17 protein-coding genes are annotated in these 21,564 nt (G+C 68.6%); 7 read left to right on the forward strand and 10 right to left on the reverse strand.

What is annotated here, in order from left to right:
• Positions 1–21: 21 nt before the first annotated feature.
• The 4 genes from proB to rplU form a co-directional block, all read right to left on the reverse strand.
• On the reverse strand, positions 22–822 hold the full coding sequence (gene proB, locus AC1C2U_RS02805) for a glutamate 5-kinase (protein WP_495360200.1): 801 nt from the start codon (positions 820–822) through the stop codon (positions 22–24).
• Entirely contained in the window at positions 819–2,423 is a 1,605-nt protein-coding gene (gene obgE / locus AC1C2U_RS02810; protein WP_495360201.1) for a GTPase ObgE, read from the reverse strand. The genes proB and obgE overlap by 4 nt, the downstream gene beginning before the upstream one ends.
• 72 nt (positions 2,424–2,495) lie before the next feature.
• Entirely contained in the window at positions 2,496–2,753 is a 258-nt protein-coding gene (gene rpmA / locus AC1C2U_RS02815; protein ID WP_022892059.1) for a 50S ribosomal protein L27, read from the reverse strand.
• Between the two features lie 19 nt (positions 2,754–2,772).
• Positions 2,773–3,081, reverse strand: a complete 309-nt coding sequence (gene rplU / locus AC1C2U_RS02820; protein ID WP_495353896.1) for a 50S ribosomal protein L21 — start codon at positions 3,079–3,081, stop codon at positions 2,773–2,775.
• Between the two features lie 254 nt (positions 3,082–3,335).
• Here rplU and AC1C2U_RS02825 point away from each other — a divergent pair, with 254 nt between their 5' ends.
• Positions 3,336–3,629, forward strand: coding sequence for a DUF4031 domain-containing protein (locus AC1C2U_RS02825; protein WP_495360202.1), 294 nt, complete (start codon positions 3,336–3,338; stop codon positions 3,627–3,629).
• Here AC1C2U_RS02825 and AC1C2U_RS02830 read toward each other — a convergent pair.
• Positions 3,618–6,356 (reverse strand): Rne/Rng family ribonuclease, encoded by a 2,739-nt coding sequence (locus AC1C2U_RS02830; RefSeq protein WP_495360203.1) that lies wholly within the window; start codon positions 6,354–6,356, stop codon positions 3,618–3,620. The genes AC1C2U_RS02825 and AC1C2U_RS02830 overlap by 12 nt on opposite strands.
• A 274-nt stretch (positions 6,357–6,630) precedes the next feature.
• On the opposite strand from AC1C2U_RS02830, the gene AC1C2U_RS02835 reads away from it, so the two are divergent.
• On the forward strand, positions 6,631–7,257 hold the full coding sequence (locus tag AC1C2U_RS02835; protein WP_495360204.1) for a vitamin K epoxide reductase family protein: 627 nt from the start codon (positions 6,631–6,633) through the stop codon (positions 7,255–7,257).
• A 64-nt stretch (positions 7,258–7,321) separates the two neighbouring features.
• On the opposite strand, the gene ndk is transcribed toward AC1C2U_RS02835, so the two are convergent.
• The 5 genes from ndk to AC1C2U_RS02860 form a co-directional block, all read right to left on the reverse strand.
• The gene (ndk, locus tag AC1C2U_RS02840; RefSeq protein ID WP_495360205.1) at positions 7,322–7,741 is read right to left on the reverse strand and encodes a nucleoside-diphosphate kinase; all 420 of its coding nucleotides are present in this window, start codon (positions 7,739–7,741) and stop codon (positions 7,322–7,324) included.
• Positions 7,738–8,205: a DUF4233 domain-containing protein gene (locus AC1C2U_RS02845; RefSeq protein ID WP_495360206.1), complete on the reverse strand. Its 468-nt coding sequence runs from the start codon at positions 8,203–8,205 to the stop codon at positions 7,738–7,740. The genes ndk and AC1C2U_RS02845 overlap by 4 nt, the downstream gene beginning before the upstream one ends.
• On the reverse strand, positions 8,202–9,563 hold the full coding sequence (locus AC1C2U_RS02850) for a bifunctional folylpolyglutamate synthase/dihydrofolate synthase (RefSeq protein WP_495360207.1): 1,362 nt from the start codon (positions 9,561–9,563) through the stop codon (positions 8,202–8,204). Before AC1C2U_RS02850 ends, AC1C2U_RS02845 begins: the two co-directional genes overlap by 4 nt.
• Entirely contained in the window at positions 9,560–12,937 is a 3,378-nt protein-coding gene (locus AC1C2U_RS02855; RefSeq protein ID WP_495360208.1) for an isoleucine--tRNA ligase, read from the reverse strand. Before AC1C2U_RS02855 ends, AC1C2U_RS02850 begins: the two co-directional genes overlap by 4 nt.
• A 244-nt stretch (positions 12,938–13,181) precedes the next feature.
• Positions 13,182–13,577, reverse strand: a complete 396-nt coding sequence (locus AC1C2U_RS02860) for a GntR family transcriptional regulator (RefSeq protein WP_495360209.1) — start codon at positions 13,575–13,577, stop codon at positions 13,182–13,184.
• A 140-nt stretch (positions 13,578–13,717) separates the two neighbouring features.
• Between AC1C2U_RS02860 and AC1C2U_RS02865 the strand changes: the two genes are divergently transcribed.
• From AC1C2U_RS02865 to valS, 5 genes are all read left to right on the forward strand, one after another.
• Positions 13,718–15,364, forward strand: a complete 1,647-nt coding sequence (locus AC1C2U_RS02865; RefSeq protein WP_495360210.1) for an ABC transporter substrate-binding protein — start codon at positions 13,718–13,720, stop codon at positions 15,362–15,364.
• A 22-nt stretch (positions 15,365–15,386) separates the two neighbouring features.
• A complete protein-coding gene (locus tag AC1C2U_RS02870) occupies positions 15,387–16,325 on the forward strand; it encodes an ABC transporter permease (RefSeq protein ID WP_495360211.1) in 939 nt (312 codons plus the stop codon).
• Entirely contained in the window at positions 16,322–17,194 is an 873-nt protein-coding gene (locus AC1C2U_RS02875; protein WP_495360212.1) for an ABC transporter permease, read from the forward strand. The genes AC1C2U_RS02870 and AC1C2U_RS02875 overlap by 4 nt, the downstream gene beginning before the upstream one ends.
• Complete coding sequence (locus tag AC1C2U_RS02880; RefSeq protein WP_495360213.1) at positions 17,194–18,855, forward strand: dipeptide ABC transporter ATP-binding protein; 1,662 nt, start codon at positions 17,194–17,196, stop codon at positions 18,853–18,855. The genes AC1C2U_RS02875 and AC1C2U_RS02880 overlap by 1 nt, the downstream gene beginning before the upstream one ends.
• A gap of 125 nt (positions 18,856–18,980) precedes the next feature.
• The gene (valS, locus tag AC1C2U_RS02885; protein ID WP_495360214.1) at positions 18,981–21,563 is read left to right on the forward strand and encodes a valine--tRNA ligase; all 2,583 of its coding nucleotides are present in this window, start codon (positions 18,981–18,983) and stop codon (positions 21,561–21,563) included.
• The last annotated feature ends 1 nt before the right edge of the window (position 21,564 follow it).

Consider the following 21,564-nt stretch of genomic DNA (forward strand, 5'->3'; position numbering starts at 1 on the left):
CCCGTCACCGTGTGACGGTCGTCACCGTCGCTGGGCGCCCTTCGGGGCAGGATCGAACCAAGTGCCGACCGCTGCGCCGGTGAGTGCCTCCGAGACGAGCGGAGTCGAAGTGATGAGCACGGAGGCGCCGGCTTCAGCGGCGATACGGGCTGCGGAGACCTTGGTCTCCGCTCCCCCGACTCCGACTCCGGCGCGGCCGGCCGCCCCGATCTCGACGCCCGCGAGGGGGTCGCCGAACGGCACGTGCTCGATGCGCACCGCGCCATCGAGATGCGGCGGCTTCGTGTAGAGCGCGTCGACATCGGAAAGCAGGATGAGAAGCTCAGCGCCGATCAGCTCGGCGACGAGGGCCGCGAGCCGGTCATTGTCGCCGAACCGGATCTCATGGGTCGCGACGGTGTCGTTCTCGTTCACGATCGGCAGGATCCGGAGGGAGAGCAACCGGTCCATCGCGCGCTGCGCGTTCGAGCGGGGCGTGGCGTTCTCGAGATCGCCGGCGGTCAGCAGCACCTGACCGGCAAGTACCCCGTAACGGTCGAGGCTCGTCTGGTAGCGCCACATCAACACGTTCTGGCCGACCGCGGCAGCCGCCTGCTGCGTGGCGAGGTCTGTGGGTCGGCCGTCGAGGCTGAGGAACGGGATCGCCGTGGCGATCGCCCCTGACGACACGAGCACGACCTCGGCGCCGCGAGCATGCACGGCAGCAAGGGCATCGACCAACGGCCCGATCTGTTCGGCGTTCTCACCGCTGATCGACGAGGAACCGACCTTCACGACGATGCGGGTCGCCGCCGGGATCTCGGATCGAGTGCGAGGCGTCATGCGCGCTCCTCGCTGCTCGAGTCCTCCCCGTCGTCGGACACGGCTGCAGGTGCTGGGCCGTCGGCGTCGCTGCCGGCGGCAGCCTCTGCGGCAGTCTGCTCATCGAGCTCCGACCACATGCCTGCGCCGCGCTCACGCTCGAGCTCGGCACGTGCCTCGGCCTTCGCGTCCATGCGCTCGTAATACTCGCTTCGACGCTCGGCGCGAGTGGCACGCCGGTTCTCGTCGAGACGGATGTCGGACCCGCGCGGTGCGGTGATGAGCTCGGCGGTCGACGTGAGCGTCGGCTCCCAATCGAAGACGACCCCGGCACCCTTGCCGATGACGACGGCCGAGCCTGCGTCGGCGCCGGCGCGCACGAGCGCGTCTTCGACGCCGAGCTTCGCGAGACGATCGGCGAGGAAGCCGACCGCCTCGTCGTTCGTGAAGTCCGTCTGCTGAACCCACCGCTCGGGCTTCTGTCCGAGCACGCGGTACAGGGTGCCGTAGCTGCCGCCCTCTGCCCGCACGGTGAAGCCGGGATCGTTGGAGGACTTCGGACGCATGACGATGCGTTCGGGCGCAGGCTCAGCGGCCGCCTCGGCGCGGCTTGCGTCGACGAGTTCGCCGAGCGCGAAGCCCAACTGGCGAAGTCCCTCGTGGCTGACCGTGGAGATTTCGAACACGCGGTAGCCACGGGACTCGAGCTCGGGACGCACGAAGTCGGCGAGCTCACGTGCCTCGGGCACGTCGATCTTGTTGAGGGCGACGAGCTGCGGGCGATCGAGCAGCGGCACCTGCCCTTCGGGAACGGGGTAGGCGGCCAACTCGCCGAGGATCACCTCGAGGTCGGTGATCGGGTCGCGACCGGGCTCGAGGGTGGCGCAATCGACGACGTGCAGGAGCGCTGTGCAGCGTTCGACGTGACGGAGGAACTCGAGCCCGAGCCCCTTGCCCTCGCTCGCACCCTCGATGAGGCCGGGCACGTCGGCCATGGTGAAGCGGTGGTCGCCCGCCTGCACGACACCGAGGTTCGGGTGCAGAGTCGTGAACGGGTAGTCGGCGATCTTCGGTCGAGCCGCTGACAGCGCAGCGATGAGGCTCGACTTGCCCGCCGATGGATAGCCGACGAGCGCGACATCCGCGATGGTCTTCAGTTCGAGCGTGATCTCGACCTCGTCGCCGAGGGTGCCGAGCAGGGCGAAGCCGGGCGCCTTTCGCTTCGTGCTCGAGAGTGCGGCATTGCCGAGGCCGCCGAGGCCGCCGGCGGAGGCGACGTAGCGGGTACCCGGCTCGGTGAGGTCGGCGAGTTCGACGCCGTGCTCGTCTTTGACGACCGTGCCGACGGGCACGGGCATTTCGAGAGTCTCGCCGAGCGCACCGGAGCGGTGGTCGCCCATGCCGGGCTGGCCATTGGAGGAGCTGCGGTGCGAACGCCCGTGATAGGCGAGGAGGGTGGTCACCTGCGGGTCTGCAACGAGCACGATGTCGCCGCCGTGCCCGCCGTTGCCGCCGTCGGGGCCCGCGAGGGGCTTGAACTTCTCACGGCGCACCGAGACGCAGCCGTTCCCGCCATGACCGGCACGCAGGAACAGCGTCACCTCGTCGACGAAGCTGACCATGCTGCACTCTCCAAACCGATGAAAACACGTGAGGGCGAGCCGAAGCCCGCCCTCACGAAAACCGTCGATCGACTATTCGCCGACCGCCACGATGTTGATGACCTTGCGGCCGCCCTTGTGACCGAACTGCACCGCGCCGGCCTCGAGTGCGAACAGGGTGTCGTCGCCACCGCGACCGACGCCCGCGCCCGGGTGGAAGTGGGTGCCGCGCTGGCGGACGATGATCTCGCCTGCGCCGACGACCTGGCCACCGAAGCGCTTCACGCCGAGGCGCTGTGCGTTGGAGTCACGACCGTTGCGAGTAGAGCTCGCTCCCTTTTTGTGTGCCATTAGCTGCTCTCCTCAGGCTCTACTTGATTCCGGTGACCTTGACGCGCGTCAGGTCTTGACGGTGACCCTGGCGCTTCTTGTAACCGGTCTTGTTCTTGAACTTCTGAATCACGATCTTCGGGCCGCGGAGGTCGTTGAGAACCTCGGCCGTGACCGTGATCTTCTCGAGCGACTTCGCGTCGGAGGTGATCTTGTCGCCGTCGACGAGGAGCACCGCGGCGAGCGTGACGTTGCCGTCTTTATCTGCCTTGACGCGATCCATCGTCACGATGGTGCCGACTTCGACCTTCTCCTGCCGACCGCCGGCGCGCACTACTGCGTAAACCACTCTTCGTACCTATCTCTGGGGAAACCCGGGGGCTCCGACTGTCTGATGGGGTGTCACTGCGCGGGACCTCAGCGGGAAGAAGGGGTCGTCACTGCCAGAAAACGCGGGTGCAGATGAACTGCTGTGCAGATGAACTGCAGTGGGCACACCGGGATAAGCGGTGGCGCCAACGGTCGAGTTTATCTGATGTATGGGGGCCGGTCAAACGCGCGGCCCGCGGCGAGTCGTGACCACTCGCGCATAGGATCGCAAACATGACCGTGCTGATCGACACGCCGCTCTGGCCGAAGCACGGAACCGTGTGGGCGCACCTCGTCAGCGACGAGTCGATCGATGAGCTCCACGCGTTCGCGCAGCGAGCCGATCTCCCGCCGAGATCCTTCGATCTCGACCACTACGACGTGCCGGTCGAACGCTACGACGACCTCGTGGCGGCGGGCGCCCAGGCCGTCTCGCCGAGGGAACTCGTGCTGCGACTCCGCCGAAGCGGGCTGCGCGTCACGCCGCGTGAACGACGCGAACGCGCAGCCCGGCGATCACTCGGCTGAGTCGGATGCCCCGTCGTCGCCCGAGCCGTCGGCCCGCGTGATGACGGGCGTCGCGCCGGCCGTGCTGAGTGCCGCCGTCGAGACACGACGACTGCGCGTGCGCCCTTCGCCGGCCTTCTTCGGAGCCGGCAGTGCATCGAGCACCGAATCGAGGAGCACCTCGGTCTCGGCGACGCGCGCCGGGCGCTTGCGCTCCACCGGCGGCGCGGGCAGATCGAGGACCTGCGGAACCCCGGGCGCCGCCTTGGGCGCCTCGTCGGCCGCCTTCGGCGCCTCGTCGGCCGTCTTGGGCGCCTCGTCGGCAGCAGAGGCCACAGCTGCGGCACCCTGCTCCTGGGAGACCCGACGATGACGGCCGCGGCGACGGGAGCCCGTCGACTCGGCTGACTTCTCGGCGGCATCGGCCTTGGGGGCGCGTTCGGCGACGGTCGATTCGGCCGCTGGCGTCTCGCCCGCGGCATCCGTCTCGTGCTTCTGCTCGGTGTGCGGAATCGTCGATGCCGCGATCTGGGCGAGCGCGTTCTTCACGTCGTCGGTGATGGCGTGGGTACCGGTGTGCGTCTTCGGCTCAGCGGGCGACTGCGCCGACTGCTGCTGGTTGCCGCCCCGTCCGCGCCGACGCTCGGGCTGCTGCTGCTGCGCCGAGCGGTGCTTCACGACGGGCTCGTGGTGCACGATGATGCCGCGGCCCGCACAGATCTCGCAGGGCTCGCTGAACGACTCGAGCAGCCCGAGACCGAGCTTCTTGCGCGTCATCTGCACGAGGCCGAGCGAGGTGACCTCGGCGACCTGGTGCTTCGTGCGGTCCCTGGAGAGACACTCGACGAGACGTCGCAGCACGAGATCGCGGTTGGTCTCGAGCACCATGTCGATGAAGTCGACGACGATGATGCCGCCGATGTCGCGGAGCCGGAGCTGTCGAACGATCTCTTCGGCCGCCTCGAGGTTGTTCTTCGTGACCGTCTCTTCGAGGTTGCCGCCAGAGCCGACGAACTTGCCGGTGTTGACGTCGACGACGGTCATCGCCTCGGTGCGGTCGATCACGAGCGAGCCACCCGAGGGCAGCCACACCTTGCGGTCGAGCGCCTTCTCGATCTGTTCGCTGATGCGGAACTCATCGAAGGAGTCCCGCTCGCCGGCGTATGCGTCGACGCGCTCGAGGAGGTCGGGAGCGACGGCACGAAGGTACCGCTCGATGGTCTGTCGCGCGTCGTCGCCCTCGATGACCATCTTCTGGAAGTCTTCGTTGAAGACGTCGCGCACGATCTTGATGAGCAGGTCGGGCTCGGAGTGCAGCAGCGCAGGTGCTTGCACCTTCTCGAGCTGGGTGGCGATCTCGGCCCACTGCGCGATGAGGCGGTTCACATCGAGCGTGAGTTGCTCTTCGGTCGCGCCCTCGGCGGCGGTGCGCACGATGACGCCCTGATTGTCGGGCAGCACCTCTTTGAGGATCTTCTTCAGACGTGCGCGCTCGGTGTCGGGGAGCTTGCGGCTGATGCCGTTCATCGAACCGTTGGGCACGTACACGAGGTAGCGACCGGGCAACGAGACCTGGCTCGTGAGCCGGGCGCCCTTGTGGCCGACCGGGTCTTTCGTGACCTGCACGAGCACTCGGTCGCCGGGCTTCAAGGCGAGCTCGATGCGGCGAGGCTGGTTCTTCTCGCCGTTCTCGGCCGCGGCCTCCCAATCGACTTCGCCCGAGTAGAGCACCGCATTGCGGCCCCGGCCGATGTCGACGAACGCGGCTTCCATGCTCGGCAGCACGTTCTGCACGCGGCCGAGGTAGACGTTGCCGATGAGCGACGCCTCTTGGTTGCGGGCGACGTAGTGCTCGACGAGCACACCGTCTTCGAGCACGCCGATCTGGATGCGGCCGCCCTTCTCGCGCACGACCATCGAGCGATCGACCGACTCGCGTCGGGCGAGGAACTCGGCCTCGGTGATCACCGCACGTCGGCGTCCGGCGTCGCGGCCGTCGCGCCGGCGCTGCTTCTTCGCCTCGAGTCGGGTCGAGCCCTTGACCTTCTGCGGCTCTGTGATGAGCTCGACCTCGCGGGGCTGGCGCACCTTGACGACCGTGTTGGCCGGCTCGTCGGTGTTCGAACGCCCCTCTTCGCCGCTCCGGCGTCGAGTGCGCCGGCGAACCGTCGAGGACTCCTCGTCGTCTTGGTCACGGTCGCGGTCGCGATCACTACCTTCGCGATCGCGGTCGCGATCACTACCTCCGCGGTCGCGGTCGCTACCTCCGCGGTCGCGATCGCGACTGCCTGGGTCGCGGTCGCCACGCTCCGAGCGTTCGGGGTGATCCGGGCGCTCCGATGCGACGAGCACCGGCGGCGCGTGGAAGATCAGCGACGTCGTCGTGAGCGCCGCCGGGATCGGCGAAACCGATGCGGGCGGCTCCGACTCCTTCTCGGGCTCCGGTGTCGAAGGCGCTTCGACCTCGGGCGCGACGGATGCTCCGGCGCTGCCCTCGACCGCGGTACCCGTGCCGACCGGAAGCGACGCCTCGACGGCGCTGCGCTCGTGGTCTTCGGCATCAGCGGCCGGGCTCGACTGCGTGACCGCGGCTTCCGTTACCGGAATCGCCGGCGCTTCGGCCGCCACCGCCGGATCGGTCGCCTTCGATCGGCCACCGCGACGCGAGCCGAACAGGCCTCCACGCCGTCGGGCCGGGCCGTTGCCGGGCTCGGGTTCGTTCGTGTTCTTCTCGTTGCCTTCCACCATCTCTGGTGCACTCCTACGCCGGTTTCCGACGGCCGCGCCGTCGTACCGTACTCGTCTGGAGCGGCCTCGCGCTTCGCGCTGAGCCGCTGAATCCTTCATAACTGCGACCGGCAGGTTGCCTTGTCGCCACGTCTCGCGGTGCGTTCACCGCCTACTCGGATGCGCTGCATCCTCAAGCCCTCATTGGCGTCGTGTCGGGCGCGGCCCGGACGACTCATTCGATTATCGCATGCTCTCGCAGCTGAGGGCGGAATCGGCATGCCATAATCCGAGCATGCCGGACTCCTCCCGACGTTCCCGACCCGTCGCCCTCGCGATCTTCTTCATCATCGCAGGCGCTCTCGGCCTCTATGCTGCGTTCGAACTCTCGGTCGAGAAGGTGCTCACGCTGGCCGATCCCGCCCACGTGCCAGCGTGCAATGTCGGCGTGCTCGTCGGTTGCGGCACGAACCTCGAATCGTGGCAGGGCGGGGTGTTCGGCTTCCCGAACCCATTCATCGGCCTCATGGCCTGGCCCGTGCTGATCACGGTCGGGGTGGCGATCCTCGCCGGTGCAACGTTCGCCCGCTGGTTCTGGGTGCTCTTCAACATCGGCGTCGCCGGGGCGCTCGTCTTCGTGGGGTGGCTCATCTTCCAGAGCATCTACGTGCTCGATGTGCTCTGCCCGTGGTGCATGCTCACGTGGGCGGTCACGATTCCGACTTTCTGGGCTCTCACGCTCTACAACCTGCGCGAAGGTCATATTCCGGCATCGGCACGTATTTGCCGTCTCGCCGGTACCTGGCTCGCCTGGGTCCCGCTCATCACCGTGGTCTGCTACGCAGTGGTCGTGCTGCTCGCGCAGGCGCATATGAACGCGATCCCTCGGGTCATGATCGACCTGCAGAACCTGTTCCGCTGAGCCGGAACGGTCGCGGCCACCGGGTGAGCCGGTGGCCGCGACATCCGTTCATCGAACTCGAAGCTCAGAACCAGAGAGCGAGCTCGCGCTCGGCGGATTCGACCGAGTCGGAGCCGTGCACGAGGTTCTGCTGCACCTTCAGGCCCCAGTCGCGGCCGTAGTCGCCCCGGATCGTGCCGGGGGCCGCAGTCGTGGGGTCGGTCGTGCCCGCGAGCACCCGGAAGCCCTCGATCACGCGGTTGCCGGCGACGCGCATCGCGACGATGGGACCGGACTCCATGAACTCGATGAGCGGCTCGTAGAACGGCTTGCCCTCGTGTTCGGCGTAGTGGTGGGCGAGCAGCTCGCGGTCGGCCTGCACCAGCCGGATGTCGACGAGCGAGTAGCCCTTCGCCTCGATACGCCGGAGGATCTCGCCGGTGAGATTGCGGGCGACGCCATCGGGCTTGACGAGCACGAGGGTCTCTTCGATCGGAGTGGTCATTCCTGTTCCTTCCATTGAGCGGCCGCGGCCGCTCGTTCTCGGTCGATTCGTGCGCCGGCGACCATGCAGTACCACCACATGCCGCCGAAGAGCGCGCCCACGACGAACATCGCAGGGTTGAGGAAGCCTGCCGCGAGGATGAGCACCTGGATGACCCAGCCGAGCAGATAGGCCCACTGGTATCGAAGGAGCCCGATCGTCGCGATCAGTCCGATGATGATGACACCGCCGGCCACGAGGGCGACCCATGACGGCAGTGCGCCTTCGCCTTCGCCCTGGGCGAGGCCCCAGATGACGAGGGCCGCGAGGAAGACGACGATGACTTCGAAGGCGAGCACGATGGTGGCGAGGGTCTGACGCACCGAGCGCGCGCCGGCGCTTGGCGCGGTACCCGCAGCACCGTCACGCACACGGTCGGAGTCACTCTCGGGCGCGGGCTCCTGCGATGACATCGGGTCGCTCATGCTCGCCCCCATCCACGATCCGAGGCGATGCCGATCGCCTCGCCGACGAGCACGATCGACCCTGCGACGACGACCGCGCGCTTCGGCGCCGCAGCCGCCCAGTTTCGCGCCTCGTCGAGTGCATCGTCGAGCCGCGCAACGAGGTCGACGCGATCTGCGCCGACGACGCGGGCGACGGATGCCGCGAGCTCGTCTGCACCGATCGCGCGCTCGGATGCCGGCGCGGTGACGATGAAGCGAGCCCCACCCGGCGAGAGGGCGGTGACGATGCCGTCGACGTCCTTTCCAGCGAGCACGCCGAGCACGAAGACGACCTCCTCGAAATCGAAGTACTCCTCGAGCGCGGCGGTCAGGGAAGCAGCGCCGTGCGGGTTGTGCGCGGCGTCGACGAGCACGGGGGGCTCGGTACCGACCATCTGAAGGCGCCCGGGCGAGGTCGTCAGGCCGAGGCCCTGCTGCAGCACCTCGTCGGCCAGGCGCATCGTGCCGGCGCCGAGGAACGATTCGACGGCGGCGATCGCGACGGCGGCGTTCTCGGCCTGGTGGCGCCCGAAGAGCGGCAGGGCGAGGTCACGGTACTCCCCCGCGAGCCCCTTCACAGAGATGAGCTGACCGCCGACTGCGACCCGCGAGTCGAGCACAGCGAAGGCGCCGCCCTCGACGGCGAAGGTGCCGTCGAGCTCGGCGGTCTTGTCGCGCAGCACGGTGAGCGCTTCGGGTGTCTGGAAAGCTGTGACGACTGCTGCGGCGCGCTTGATGATGCCCGCTTTGGTGCGGGCGATCTGCTCGATGGTCGTACCGAGCGCCGATTCGTGATCGAGGGCGATCGGCGTGAAGACCGCCACCTGGCCGTCGGCGACGTTGGTCGAGTCCCATTCGCCGCCCATGCCGACTTCGAGCACGACGACGTCGACGGGGGCGTCGGCGAAGCACGCGAACGCGAGCACGGTCAGCGCTTCGAAGAAGGTGAGCCGCGGTTCGCCGGTGGCATCGAGTTCGGTGTCGACGAGGAGGATGAACGGCGCGATCTCCTCCCAGTTGCGGGCGATCGCCTCGTCGGTGATCGGCTCGCCGTCGATGAGGATGCGTTCGGTGAAGCGCTCGAGGTGCGGACTCGTCATGAGGCCGGTACGAAGGCCACCGGCACGCAGTATCGATTCGACCATGCGGCTGGTCGAGGTCTTGCCGTTGGTGCCGGTGATGTGGATGACCGGTGCCGCCCGGTGCGGGTCGCCGAGCATCTCGACCGCGCGTCGGGTGGCGCTGAGGCGAGGCTCGGGGGTGGCTTCGCCCACCCGATCGAGGAGGCTCCGGTAGACGGCGTCAGCCGCCTCGGTGAAGTCGAGCTCGTCGGTCATGCCTTCGCCACCTTTACGGTCAGGCGAGAGGATTCGCCCACGGTTCGCGCTTCATCGCCGGGTTCGCCGGCGACCACTGCCAGTTCGGTCGCGAGCGTCTCCCCCGCGATCAGCTCGCGGTGCGTCTCGGCTGCGGCAGCACCGGCCGCGTCGAGAGTGAGCTCGAGCCGGATGCGGTCGCCGACGTCGAGACCGGCCGCCTTGCGCGACTCCTGCACGACGCGCACGATGTCGCGTGCGAGGCCCTCGGCCTCGAGCTCGGGAGTCGTCGCCGTGTCGAGGATCACGAAGCCGCCGTCGGCGAGCAGCGCGAGTGCGCTCGACCCGGTGCCGGCTCCGCCCGCCTCGAGCACGAGCTCGTACTCCCCCGGCTCGAGTGGGATCCCGCCCGCGACGACCGACTCGCCGTCGACGCTCCAGTCGCCCGTGCGAGCGGCCTGGATCGCCTGCTGCACGGTCTTGCCGAGGCGCGGCCCCGCTGCGCGCGCGTTGACGGTGAGGCGCTTGGTGACGCCGAACGTCTCGGCGCTCGACCCGTCGAGGGTGACGAGGTCGACGGCCTTCACGTTGAGTTCGTCGCGCAGGATGGACTCGAACGGCGCGAGCACCGCGGCATCCGTCGCAACGACCGTGAGGCGCGCGAGCGGAAGTCGCACGCGACGCCCTGACTGCTTGCGCAGCGAGAGTGCCGCCGAGCTGATCTCCCGTACGGCGTCCATCGCGGCGACGAGCTCGTGGTCGACCGGGAACCCCGCGGCGTCGGGCCAGTCGGCGAGGTGCACGCTGCGACCGCCCGTGAGGCCTCGCCAGATCCGGTCGGAGATGAGCGGCAGCAGCGGCGCTGCGAGGCGCGTGAGCGTTTCGAGCACCGTGTAGAGGGTGTCGAACGCCTCAGTGCTTCGGTCCCTGAGCCCGTCCGAAGGGTCGGCATCGACCCCTGCCCAGAAGCGGTCGCGCGAGCGACGCACGTACCAGTTGGTCAACACGTCGCCGAAGTCGCGGAGCTTCGCCGCAGCGAGCGGCGAGTCGAACTCTTCGAAGTCGGTGGTGACCGCGGTCACGAGCTCGCCGAGCTTGGCGAGCAGGTACCGGTCGAGCACGTCGGTCGAGTCCGTGCGCGCGGATGCCTCGTAGCCCCCGTCCCCTGAACCTGTCGAAGGGTGCGCCGAGTTCGCGTACAGCGAGAAGAAGTACCACGTGCTCCAGAGCGGCAGCATGAACTGGCGCACGCCTTCGCGGATGCCCTCTTCGGTGACGATGAGGTTGCCACCGCGGAGCACCGAGCTCGACATCAGGAACCAGCGCATCGCGTCGGAACCGTCGCGCTCGAAGACCTCTGAGACATCCGGGTAGTTGCGCAACGACTTCGACATCTTCTGCCCGTCGCTGCCGAGCACGATGCCGTGGCTCACGACGTTCGAGAATGCGCGCCGATCGAACAGCGCCGTCGACAGCACATGCATGACGTAGAACCAGCCGCGCGTCTGGCCGATGTACTCGACGATGAAGTCGGCGGGGTTGTGGCTGTCGAACCACTCCTGGTTCTCGAACGGGTAGTGCACCTGGGCGAATGGCATCGAACCCGAGTCGAACCACACGTCGAAGATGTCGGGGATGCGACGCATCATCGAGCGACCGGAGGGGTCGTCGGGGTTCGGGCGCACGAGATCGTCGATGTAGGGGCGGTGCAGGTCGGGTTCACCGTCGGGGTTGCGGGGCAACCGCCCGAAGTCGCGCTCGAGTTCTTCGAGTGAACCGTAGACGTCGATGCGCGGGTACTCGGGGTCGTCGCTCTTCCAGACCGGGATCGGCGAGCCCCAGTAGCGGTTGCGGCTGATCGACCAGTCGCGGGCGCCGGCGACCCACTTGCCGAACTGCCCGTCTTTCACGTTGTCGGGCACCCAGTTGACGTCTTGATTGAGCTCGCCCATGCGGTCGCGGAACTCGGGCACGCGGATGAACCAGCTCGAGACGGCCTTGTAGATCAGCGGGTTGCGGCAGCGCCAGCAGTGCGGGTACGAGTGCTCGTAGCTCGCCTGACGGAGCAGGCGCCCCTCGGCCTTGAGGAGCTGGGTGAGCGGCTTGTTCGCGTCGCTCCACAGCAGCCCCGCGACATCCGTCACCGCCGGCAGGAACTTGCCGCCCTCGTCGAGTGAGATGACGACCGGGATGCCGGCGGCCTCTGAGATCTTCTGGTCCTCCTCGCCGTACGCGGGAGCCTGGTGCACGATACCCGTGCCGTCTTCGGTCGTGACGTAGTCGGCGACGAGGATGCGCCACGCGTTCTGAAGCCCGTACTCCTCGACGTCGGCGTAGTAGTCGAAGAGCCGGTCGTAGTCGACCCCCTCGAGCTCGGCGCCGCGCACGGTGCGCGAGACCGCGGCGCGCGCCTCGTCGGCGGAGTCGTAGCCGAGGTCTTTCGCGTAGTTGCCCACGAGATCGATGGCGATGAGATATTCGCCGCCGAGCACTTCGGTGTCGCCCCCGGTCTCGTTCCCGGTCTCGTTCCCTGAGCCTGTCGAAGAGGCCATGCCGGCACTTTCGCGCAGCACGGTCGCGTCGGGCGTGCCGTTCGGCCCGGCGGGCACGACCGCGTACTCGATGTCGGGCCCGACGGCGAGTGCGAAGTTCGTCGGAAGCGTCCACGGCGTCGTCGTCCACGCGAGGGCGCGCACGGCAGTGAGCCCGAGCGACTCCGCCTTCAGCCCGATGAGCGGGAACGTGACGGTGACCGTCTGGTCTTGGCGCATCTTGTAGACGTCGTCGTCCATGCGCAGCTCGTGATTCGAGAGCGGGGTCTGGTCGCGCCAGCAGTACGGCAGCACCCGGTAGCCCTCGTAGGCGAGGCCCTTGTCGTGCAGGGTCTTGAACGCCCAGATGACGCTCTCCATGAACGTCACGTCGAGCGTCTTGTAGTCGTGCTCGAAATCGACCCACCGCGCCTGTCGGGTGACGTACTCCTGCCACTCCTTCGTATAGCGGAGCACGGCGTCTTTCGCGGCCTGGTTGAAGGCCGCGATGCCCATCTCCTCGATCTCGCTCTTGTCGACGATGCCGAGCTGGCGTTCGGCCTCGAGTTCGGCGGGCAGCCCGTGGGTGTCCCAGCCGAAGCGGCGGTGCACCTGCTTGCCCCGCATCGTCTGGAAGCGCGGGAAGAGGTCTTTCGCGTACCCGGTCAGCAGGTGCCCGTAATGGGGCAGGCCGTTGGCGAACGGCGGGCCGTCGTAGAACACCCACTCGGGTGCACCCTCGCGCTGGTCGATCGAGGCCTGGAACGTGCCGTCGGCCTTCCAGAAGGCGAGCACGTCACGCTCGACGGCGGGGAAGTCTGGTGAGGCGGCGACACCGTGGTCGTCTGGGGTACGGGGGTACACGCTCGCTCCTTGCGGGGACGGATGCTCTCGCGAGGACGCCGATGCTCGATCGAGCGCCGCCGCGGTACCACCTCGCTTGTGGATCGGGCCCTTCGACAGGCTCAGGGAACAATCCACCCCTCGTTGCCGGCTGTGACGGGCCGCCCCGTTCGGTTCTACTGGTGAGCGGATGCCGCGAGGCATCTGTTCGTGTTCTTCCGAAGACTCCCCGGTGATGGCCGGATCGGTGTCGTTGTCGTCAAGACTACCGCGTCGGCATGGGGCGAAGCACGCCCGATGCCTGCGGCGCGGAGCGGTAGGCCTCGCGGATCAGGGCGAGAAGGGCCGCCTCGGGCAGATCGTGGTTCTTCGCTTCGTCGACGAGGTCGTACACGGCGCCGGCGAGCGCGGCATGGCCGCCGATGCGCACTGCGACGACGGCACCGCGGCCGCGGTGGAGCTCGATGAGATGCTCGTCGCGCAGGCGGTGGTACGCCCGCAGCACCGTGTGCACGTTGAGCTCGAGCGATGCGGCGAGGTCGCGAGCGGCGGGGAGGCGCTCGCCGCCCGAGAGTCGCCCGTCGATGATCGAGGCCCGGATGCCAGAGGCGAGTTGTTCGAAGAGAGGAGCGTCGAGAGTCGGATCGAGTCGAATCAACACATTCACAGTCTATTGTTCTAGCTGAACTCGAACAACTTCCTTGTCGCGGCGGTGCCGCAGTGTCAGGATGAATGCGGGCCCGCGCTGATGAGAGCCCGCCTCACTCCCCCATTGCAAGGACCTCGATGCGTGCTGCACCAATGACCACCACCTCGAACGCTCGCAGGTTCGGACTCCTCGGCGTCGCCCTCGTGTCGACGATCATGCTCGCCGGGTGTCAGGCACCGGCGCCCGAGGCATCCGGTGACCCGGTCTCTGGCGGCACCCTCGCCTACGCGAGCGGCGACGCCGAACCGACCTGCCTCGACCCGCACGTCGGCGGCAACTACCCGCAGGCGCTCCTCGCGGGACAGTTCCTGGAATCGCTCGTCTCCCGTGACGGCTCGGGCGAGATCATCCCCTGGCTCGCCGAGTCGTGGGAGGCGACGGACGACGGCCTCTCGTGGGACTTCACCCTTCGCGACGACGTCGCCTTCACCGATGGGACACCCCTCGATGCCGAGGCCGTGAAGGTCAACATGGAGCACCTGAAAGACCCCGCGACCCAGTCCTCGACGGGCTACCTCGCACTCGGCAAGGTCGACCGCGTCGAGGTCGTCAGCGACCAGGTCGCGCGATTCGTGTTGAGCTCGCCCGACAGCGCGCTGCTCGAGTCGCTCAGCCAGCCGTGGCTCGCGATCCAGTCGCCCGCCGGCCTCGCCCGCGGAACGGACGAGAACTGCCAGGCGCCGATCGGCACCGGGCCGTTCGTCATCGAGGAATGGGTCAAGCAGGATCACGTCTCACTCGTGCGCAACGACGAGTACACCTCGCCGCCCGCCGACGCGGCACACGACGGCGTGGCGTACCTCGACGCGATCGACTGGCGCTTCGTGCCCGACTCGGCGTCGCGGTATGCAGCGCTGCAGGCCGGTCAGGTCGACGTCATCGACAACCCGCAGCCCGACACGATCGCGGCGGCCGAGTCGAACGACTCGCTCACCTGGCTCGACGCACCCCGACCCGGTGCGGCGAACCGCATCGAGCTCAACTCGGGCCAGGCGCCGTTCGATGACGAGCGCGTGCGCGAGGCGTTCATCCGCGCCGTCGAGGTCGACGAGGGCATCGATTCGCTCTTCTTCGGCACCGCCGAGCGCTCGTATTCACCGCTCTCCTCCGTCGAGGCCGTCGCGTACTCAGACGACTCGCTCTTCCAGCCCGACCTCGACGAGGCGAACGCGCTGCTCGACGAGGCCGGTTGGAGCGAACGCGACGCCGACGGTTACCGTGTGAAGGACGGCACTCGACTCACCCTTCGCTTCCCGGTGAGTACCAACCAGTCGGTGCCGGCAGAACAGTCGCTGTTCGAGCAGGTGCAGGCCACGGCGAAAGCGGCAGGATTCGACGTCGTCATCTCGCTCCTCGACCTCTCGGGCTGGTACGGCGCCCTGGCCGCGAACGAGTACGAGATCGTGAGCGCTCCGTACACCAAGGTCGGCCCCGACGTGCTGCGCATCCTCTACCACTCCGACAGCATCACGCCTGCGCCGAGCGGCTATTTCGCGAACCTCGCCCAGCTCGACGACCCCGAGGTCGACGCCCTGCTCTCCGAGGCTGCGACGACGAACGAGGCCGATGCCCGCGCCGGGCTCTACGAGCAGGCACAGCAGCGCATCCTCGGCGGGTACTACCTGCTCCCGTTGTACGACCAGCAGAACAGCTTCCTGGTGAGCAACTCGGTGCACGGCGCACGTGCGATGCCCACCGTCTCGACGCCGAGCTTCTATGACGCCTGGCTCGCGGGCTGACTCTCGTCGCGCCGCTCACGGCGTGACGCTTCGCCGCGCCGGCCTCCTGATGGCCGGCGCGGTGTTCGTGCTGTGGGCCGTCTCCACGCTCACCTTCTTCGCCATCCGGCTGATCCCCGGCGATCCGGCACAGGCGATCCTCGGCGGGCCGGGGTCCCAGGCCTCGCAGGAGGCACTCGACCAGGTGCGCCGTGACTACGGGCTCGACCAGCCGCTCATCGTGCAATACCTCGCGATGCTCGGCCGGCTCATCACGGGCGACCTCGGCATCTCCTACGCCCTCAAGCTGCCCGTCGCCGAGCTCCTCGGTGCGCAGATCGGCGGCACGCTCCTCCTCGCGTTCCTTGCCCTGGTGCTCGCGTGGTTCTTGGCCCTCGGCCTCGCACTCTGGTCGACAGGGCGCGGGCGAGTCGCCTCCGCGGTCGGCGAGGGCGTCGAGATCACCGCTGCCGCATTGCCGCACTTCTGGCTCGCGGCCGTGCTCATCGCGGTCTTCAGCACCGCGCTCGGCTGGCTGCCGCCTGTTGCCACCGGCACACCGGCCGGGCTCGTGCTGCCGGTCGTGACGCTCGCGATCCCGCTCGCGGGGTTCCTCGCCCAGGTCATGCGCGAGAGCCTCCTCGACGCGATGCAACAGCCGTTCGTGGTCTCGGCGCGCGCTCGCGGCGAGAGCGCGCTCGGCGTTCGGTTGCGCCACACCGTGCGTCATGCGGCGCTGCCGGCGATCAGCCTCTCGGGCTGGGCGCTCGGCTGGCTGCTCTCGGGGGCCGTCGTCGTCGAGACGATCTTCGCGATGCCGGGGCTCGGTCGCACCCTGTTGCAGGCCGTGACGCTCCGCGACATCCCCGTGGTGACCGGTGTGGTGCTCCTCGTCGCGGTCGTCTACGTGCTCATGACCGTGCTCACCGATGTCGCGTCGCGCATCGCCGACCCCAGACTTCGACAGGAGGCCGGGCGATGAGCGAGCTCGAACTGCGACAGACGACGGTCGAAGCATCCGCCGATCACCTGCCGCTGAGGCGACGCGGTCGGATGCCACGCGCCGGAACGCTGCTCTCGGCCGCGTTCGTACTCTTCCTCGTCGCCGCGACCTGCGCGCCTGCCCTCATCGCCACGCAGGATCCCAATCAGATCGCGGCAGCCGACGCCTTCCAGGCACCGTCGCTCGCCCACTGGTTCGGCACCGACGAGTCCGGGCGCGACATCTACAGTCGAATCGTCGCCGGCACCGGCACGTCTTTGCTCATCGGCGTCGCGGCGACCCTCATCGGGCTCGTGCTCGGGCTCGTACTCGGCGTGGTGGCGAGCTTCGGTGGTCGCATCCTCGATTTCAGCGTCAACCGGCTCGTCGAGGTGCTCTTCGCCTTCCCCGGGCTGCTCCTCGCGCTCCTCGTGATCGTCGTGTACGGGCCGGGGCCGGTGACCGCGACCGTGGCCGTCGGCCTCTCGACGGCGCCCGGCTACGCGCGGATCATCCGCGGCCAGCTCGTCTCGATCCGCTCCTCGCAGTACGTCGAGGCGGCGCGGGTGCTGGGTCGTTCCCCTGCGCGCATCCTCGGTCGGCATGTGCTGCCGAACGCACTCATCCCACTCTTCGTGCTCGCAACCCTCGGTATCGGCCAGGCGATCGTCTGGGCGGCGGCGCTCAGCTACCTCGGCCTGGGCGCGCAGCCGCCCGCTGCCGAATGGGGCGCCATGCTGGCCGCGGGTCGCACCTATCTCGCGACCGCCTGGTGGATGACTGTCTTCCCCGGGCTCATGATCGTCGCCACGACCATCGCGACGACCGTGCTCGGCCGGGCACTCACCCGACGCGGGAGGAACGAATAGTGACGGATGCACCCGTGCCCGTGCTCGATGTCGCAGGCCTCAGCGTCGGCTTCGGCCCGAGCGAAGTCGTGCATGGCGTGAGCTTCACGATTTCGCCCGGCGAATGCGTCGCGATCGTCGGCGAGTCGGGCTCGGGCAAGTCGGTGACGGCTCGAGCCCTGCTCGGCCTGGCCGGCCCCCGATCTCTCGTCTCATCGCAGAGACTGCGTATCGCCGGGCAGGAGCTGGGCGCGGCGACCGAGCACGAATGGCGCCGCGTCCGCGGCCGCCTCGCCGGGCTCATCCTGCAGGACGCGCTCGTCTCGCTCGACCCGCTCCGCCCCGTCGGTCGCGAGATCGAGGATCCCCTCCGCATCCACGAACGGATGCCGCCAGCTGCGCGCCGCGCGCGGGTGCTCGAGCTCCTCGCCGACGTCGGCATGCCCGACCCGGCGCTCGCCGCCGGCCGGCGCTCAGGCGAGCTGTCCGGCGGCCTCCGCCAGCGGGCGCTCATCGCGGCCGCGATCGCACTCGACCCGCCGCTCCTCATCGCCGACGAACCGACGACCGCGCTCGACGTCACCGTACAGGCGCGCATCCTCGCGCTCATCGCCGATATCCGCGCCCGCGGCACGGGTGTGCTCCTCATCAGCCATGATCTCGCGGTCGTCGGGCAGCTGGCCGACCGCATCCTCGTCATGCGCGAGGGCGAGATCATCGAGCAGGGAACGGCCCGCGAGGTATTGGAGACACCCCGGCAGGCGTACACGAAGGCGCTCATCGCGGCGGTGCCGTCGGGCACCCCGCGCGGTGCCCGCTTGTCGACGCTGCCGGCCCTGCCTGCGCCGATCGGCTACGCAGCACCGAGCCGTGTTCCGCCGGCGGCCGCGGCGGCGATGCCCGCGACGCCACCCTCCGCAGCACCTCCGCTGCTCTCGCTCGCGCACGTCACCAAGACCTTTGCGATCCCGGGCGGCCGCTTCGCCGCGGTCGACGACGTGTCGCTCTCGCTCCACAGGGGCGAGACGCTCGGCCTCGTCGGCGAATCCGGCTCGGGCAAGACGACGGTCGCGCGGCTCGCGCTCGCTCTCACGGCGCCCGACAGCGGCGCGGTGCACCTCGACGGCGAGGAGTGGTCAGCGCTCGGAGAACGGCAACGGCGAGCCTCGCGCCACCGCATCGGCGCGATCTACCAGGACGCCCTCAGCTCGTTCGATCCGAGATGGACCGTCGGCCGCATCCTCACCGATGCGGCACGTGACGCTCGCGACGCCGCAACCGGCCTCGACGTCGCGACGCTGCTCGATCAGGTCGGGCTCGCGGCATCCGTCGCCGGGCGAAAGCCTCTGACCCTCTCAGGCGGCCAGCGGCAGCGGGTCTCGATCGCCCGGGCGCTCGCCGCGTCACCCGAGCTGCTGATCTGCGATGAGCCCGTCTCGGCGCTCGACGTGACGATCCAGGCGCAGATCCTCGACCTGCTCGACGAACTCCAGCAGGGGCGAGGCCTCGCGCTCCTCTTCATCTCCCACGATCTCAGCGTCGTGCGCCATATGGCCGATCGGGTCGCGGTGATGCGCGCCGGCCGAATCGTCGAGACCGGCGAATCCGAGCGGGTCTTCGCCCGGCCGGAGCATCCGTACACCGCCCAACTGGTTGCCGATTCGCCGCGACTCGCGTACTGAGCCGCCCGGCCGAGGCTCGGTGCACTCGCCAGCCGGCATGCAGTTCGCTCTCGGGTAGGCTGGATCGTCGCACATTCAGGCACCTCACCACAGACACGGTGCCGCATACATCGAACCGGAGCATCATGACCGACACCCCGCGCATTCCCGACAAGCCCGCTCTCGAAGGCCTCGAATCGGCCTGGGGAGGCGCTTGGGAGCGCGAGGGCACCTACCGGTTCGATCGCGAATCGGCCACCCGCGAGTGCATCTACTCGATCGACACTCCCCCGCCGACGGCCTCCGGCTCGCTCCACATCGGCCATGTGTTCTCGTACACCCACACCGACGTCGTGGCGCGGTATCAGCGCATGCGCGGCATGAGCGTCTTCTACCCCATGGGCTGGGACGACAACGGACTGCCGACCGAGCGCCGCGTGCAGAACTACTACGGTGTGCGCTGCGACCCGACGCTCCCCTACATCGACGGCTTCGCGCCGCCGTTCGAGGGCGGCGAAGGCAAGTCGACGAAGGCCGCCGATCAGGTGCCGATCAGCCGCCGCAACTTCATCGAGCTCTGCGAACGCCTGACCGTCGAAGACGAGCAGCAGTTCGAAGCCCTCTGGCGCCAGCTCGGCCTCTCGGTCGACTGGACCCAGACCTACCGCACCATCGGCGATGAGTCGTTGTTCGCTTCGCAGCTGGCGTTCATTCGCAACATCGAGCGGGGCGAGGCGTACCAAGCGCTTGCACCGACCCTGTGGGACGTCACATTCCGCACCGCCGTCGCCCAGGCCGAGCTCGAAGACCGCGAGCAGCCGGGCCACTACCACCGCGTCTCGTTCCACAAGCCCGGCGGCGGCACCGTCGACATCGAGACGAGCCGTCCCGAACTCATCCCCGCGTGCGTCGCCCTCGTCGCGCACCCCGACGACGAGCGCTACCAGCCGCTCTTCGGCACCACGGTCACGAGCCCCGTCTTCGGCGTCGAGGTACCCGTGCTCGCGCACCACCTCGCGCAGAAAGACAAGGGCACCGGCATCGCGATGATCTGCACCTTCGGTGACATCACCGACGTCGTGTGGTGGCGCGAACTCGACCTCCCGAACCGCGCGATCATCGGCTTCGACGGCCGGGTCATCGCAGATGCCCCCGAAGTCATCACCTCCGAGGCCGGCCTCGCCGCGTATGCCGAGCTCGCGGGCAAGACGACGTTCTCGGCCAAGCAGGCGGTCGTGCAGCTCCTTCGCGACTCGGGCGACCTGCTCGCCGACCCGAAGGCGATCACCCATCCGGTGAAGTTCTTCGAGAAAGGCGACAAGCCGCTCGAGATCGTCTCGACCCGTCAGTGGTACATCAGGAACGGCGCTCGCGACGAAGCGCTGCGCGAGCGGTTGCTCACCCACGGCCGTGAGATCGACTGGCACCCAGACTTCATGCGTGTGCGCTACGAGAACTGGGTGGGCGGGCTCTCGGGCGACTGGCTCGTCTCCCGCCAGCGCTTCTTCGGCGTGCCGATCCCCGTGTGGTACCCGCTCGACGATGCGGGCGACCCCCGCTTCGACGAGCCGATCGTCGCCACGCGCGAGATGCTTCCCGTCGACCCCTCATCGGCGGCGGCACCCGGCTTCGACGAAGCCCAGCGCGGCGCCGCGGGCGGCTTCATCGGCGAGCACGACGTCATGGACACGTGGGCGACCTCCTCGCTCACCCCGCAACTCGCCGGCGGCTGGGAGCGCGACCCCGAGCTGTTCGAGCTCGTCTTCCCCTACTCGCTCCGCCCGCAGGGTCAAGACATCATCCGCACCTGGCTCTTCTCGACGACATTGCGCGCTGAGCTCGAGCACGGTGTCGCGCCGTGGTCAAACGCCTCGATCTCGGGCTTCATCGTCGATCCCGACCGCAAGAAGATGTCCAAGTCCAAGGGCAACGTCGTCACCCCTGCCGGCCTCCTCGAGCAGCACGGCTCCGATGCGGTGCGCTACTGGGCGGCCTCGTCGCGTCTCGGCACCGACGCCGCCTTCGACCCGCAGAACCCCACGCAGGTGAAGATCGGCCGACGCCTCGCGATCAAGGTGTTGAACGCGGCGAAGTTCATCCTCACCTTCGACGGGCGAGCGGATGCCCCAGTGACCGTGCCGGTCGATCGCAGCATGCTCGCCGAGCTCGCCGGCGTCGTCGACCGCGCCACCCGCGCCCTCGACGCCTACGACCACGCGCGCGCCCTCGAGCTCGCAGAGACCTTCTTCTGGACGTTCTGCGACGACTACCTCGAGCTCGTGAAAGAGCGCGCGTACGGTGCGGCGAGCCCCGAGCAGGCCTCAGCGGTCGCCGCGCTGAAGACCGCGCTCGATGTGCTGCTTCGCCTGTTCGCCCCGGTCATTCCGTTCGCGACCGAAGAGGCCTGGCGCTGGTCGCACGACGGCTCCGTGCACGTGGCACAGTGGCCGACCGTCGAAGACCTCGCCGCGCGTGGAGAGGCGGGCGTCGAACTGCTCGAGCTCGCGAGCCTCGCGCTGACCGGCATCCGGCGCGCCAAGACCGATGCGAAGGCGTCGCAGAAGACGCCGGTCGCGAGCGCCGCGATCGCGGCGTCGGCAGCGACGATCCCGCTGCTGGAGTCGGTCGAATCAGATCTGCGTGCGGTGGGGCGCATCGCGGAGCTCAGCTTCGTCGAAGCTGAGACGTTCGAAGTCCGCGACGTCGTCTTCGAGGCGCCGTCGGAATAGG

The organism is Agromyces sp. Y575, assembly GCF_059445445.1.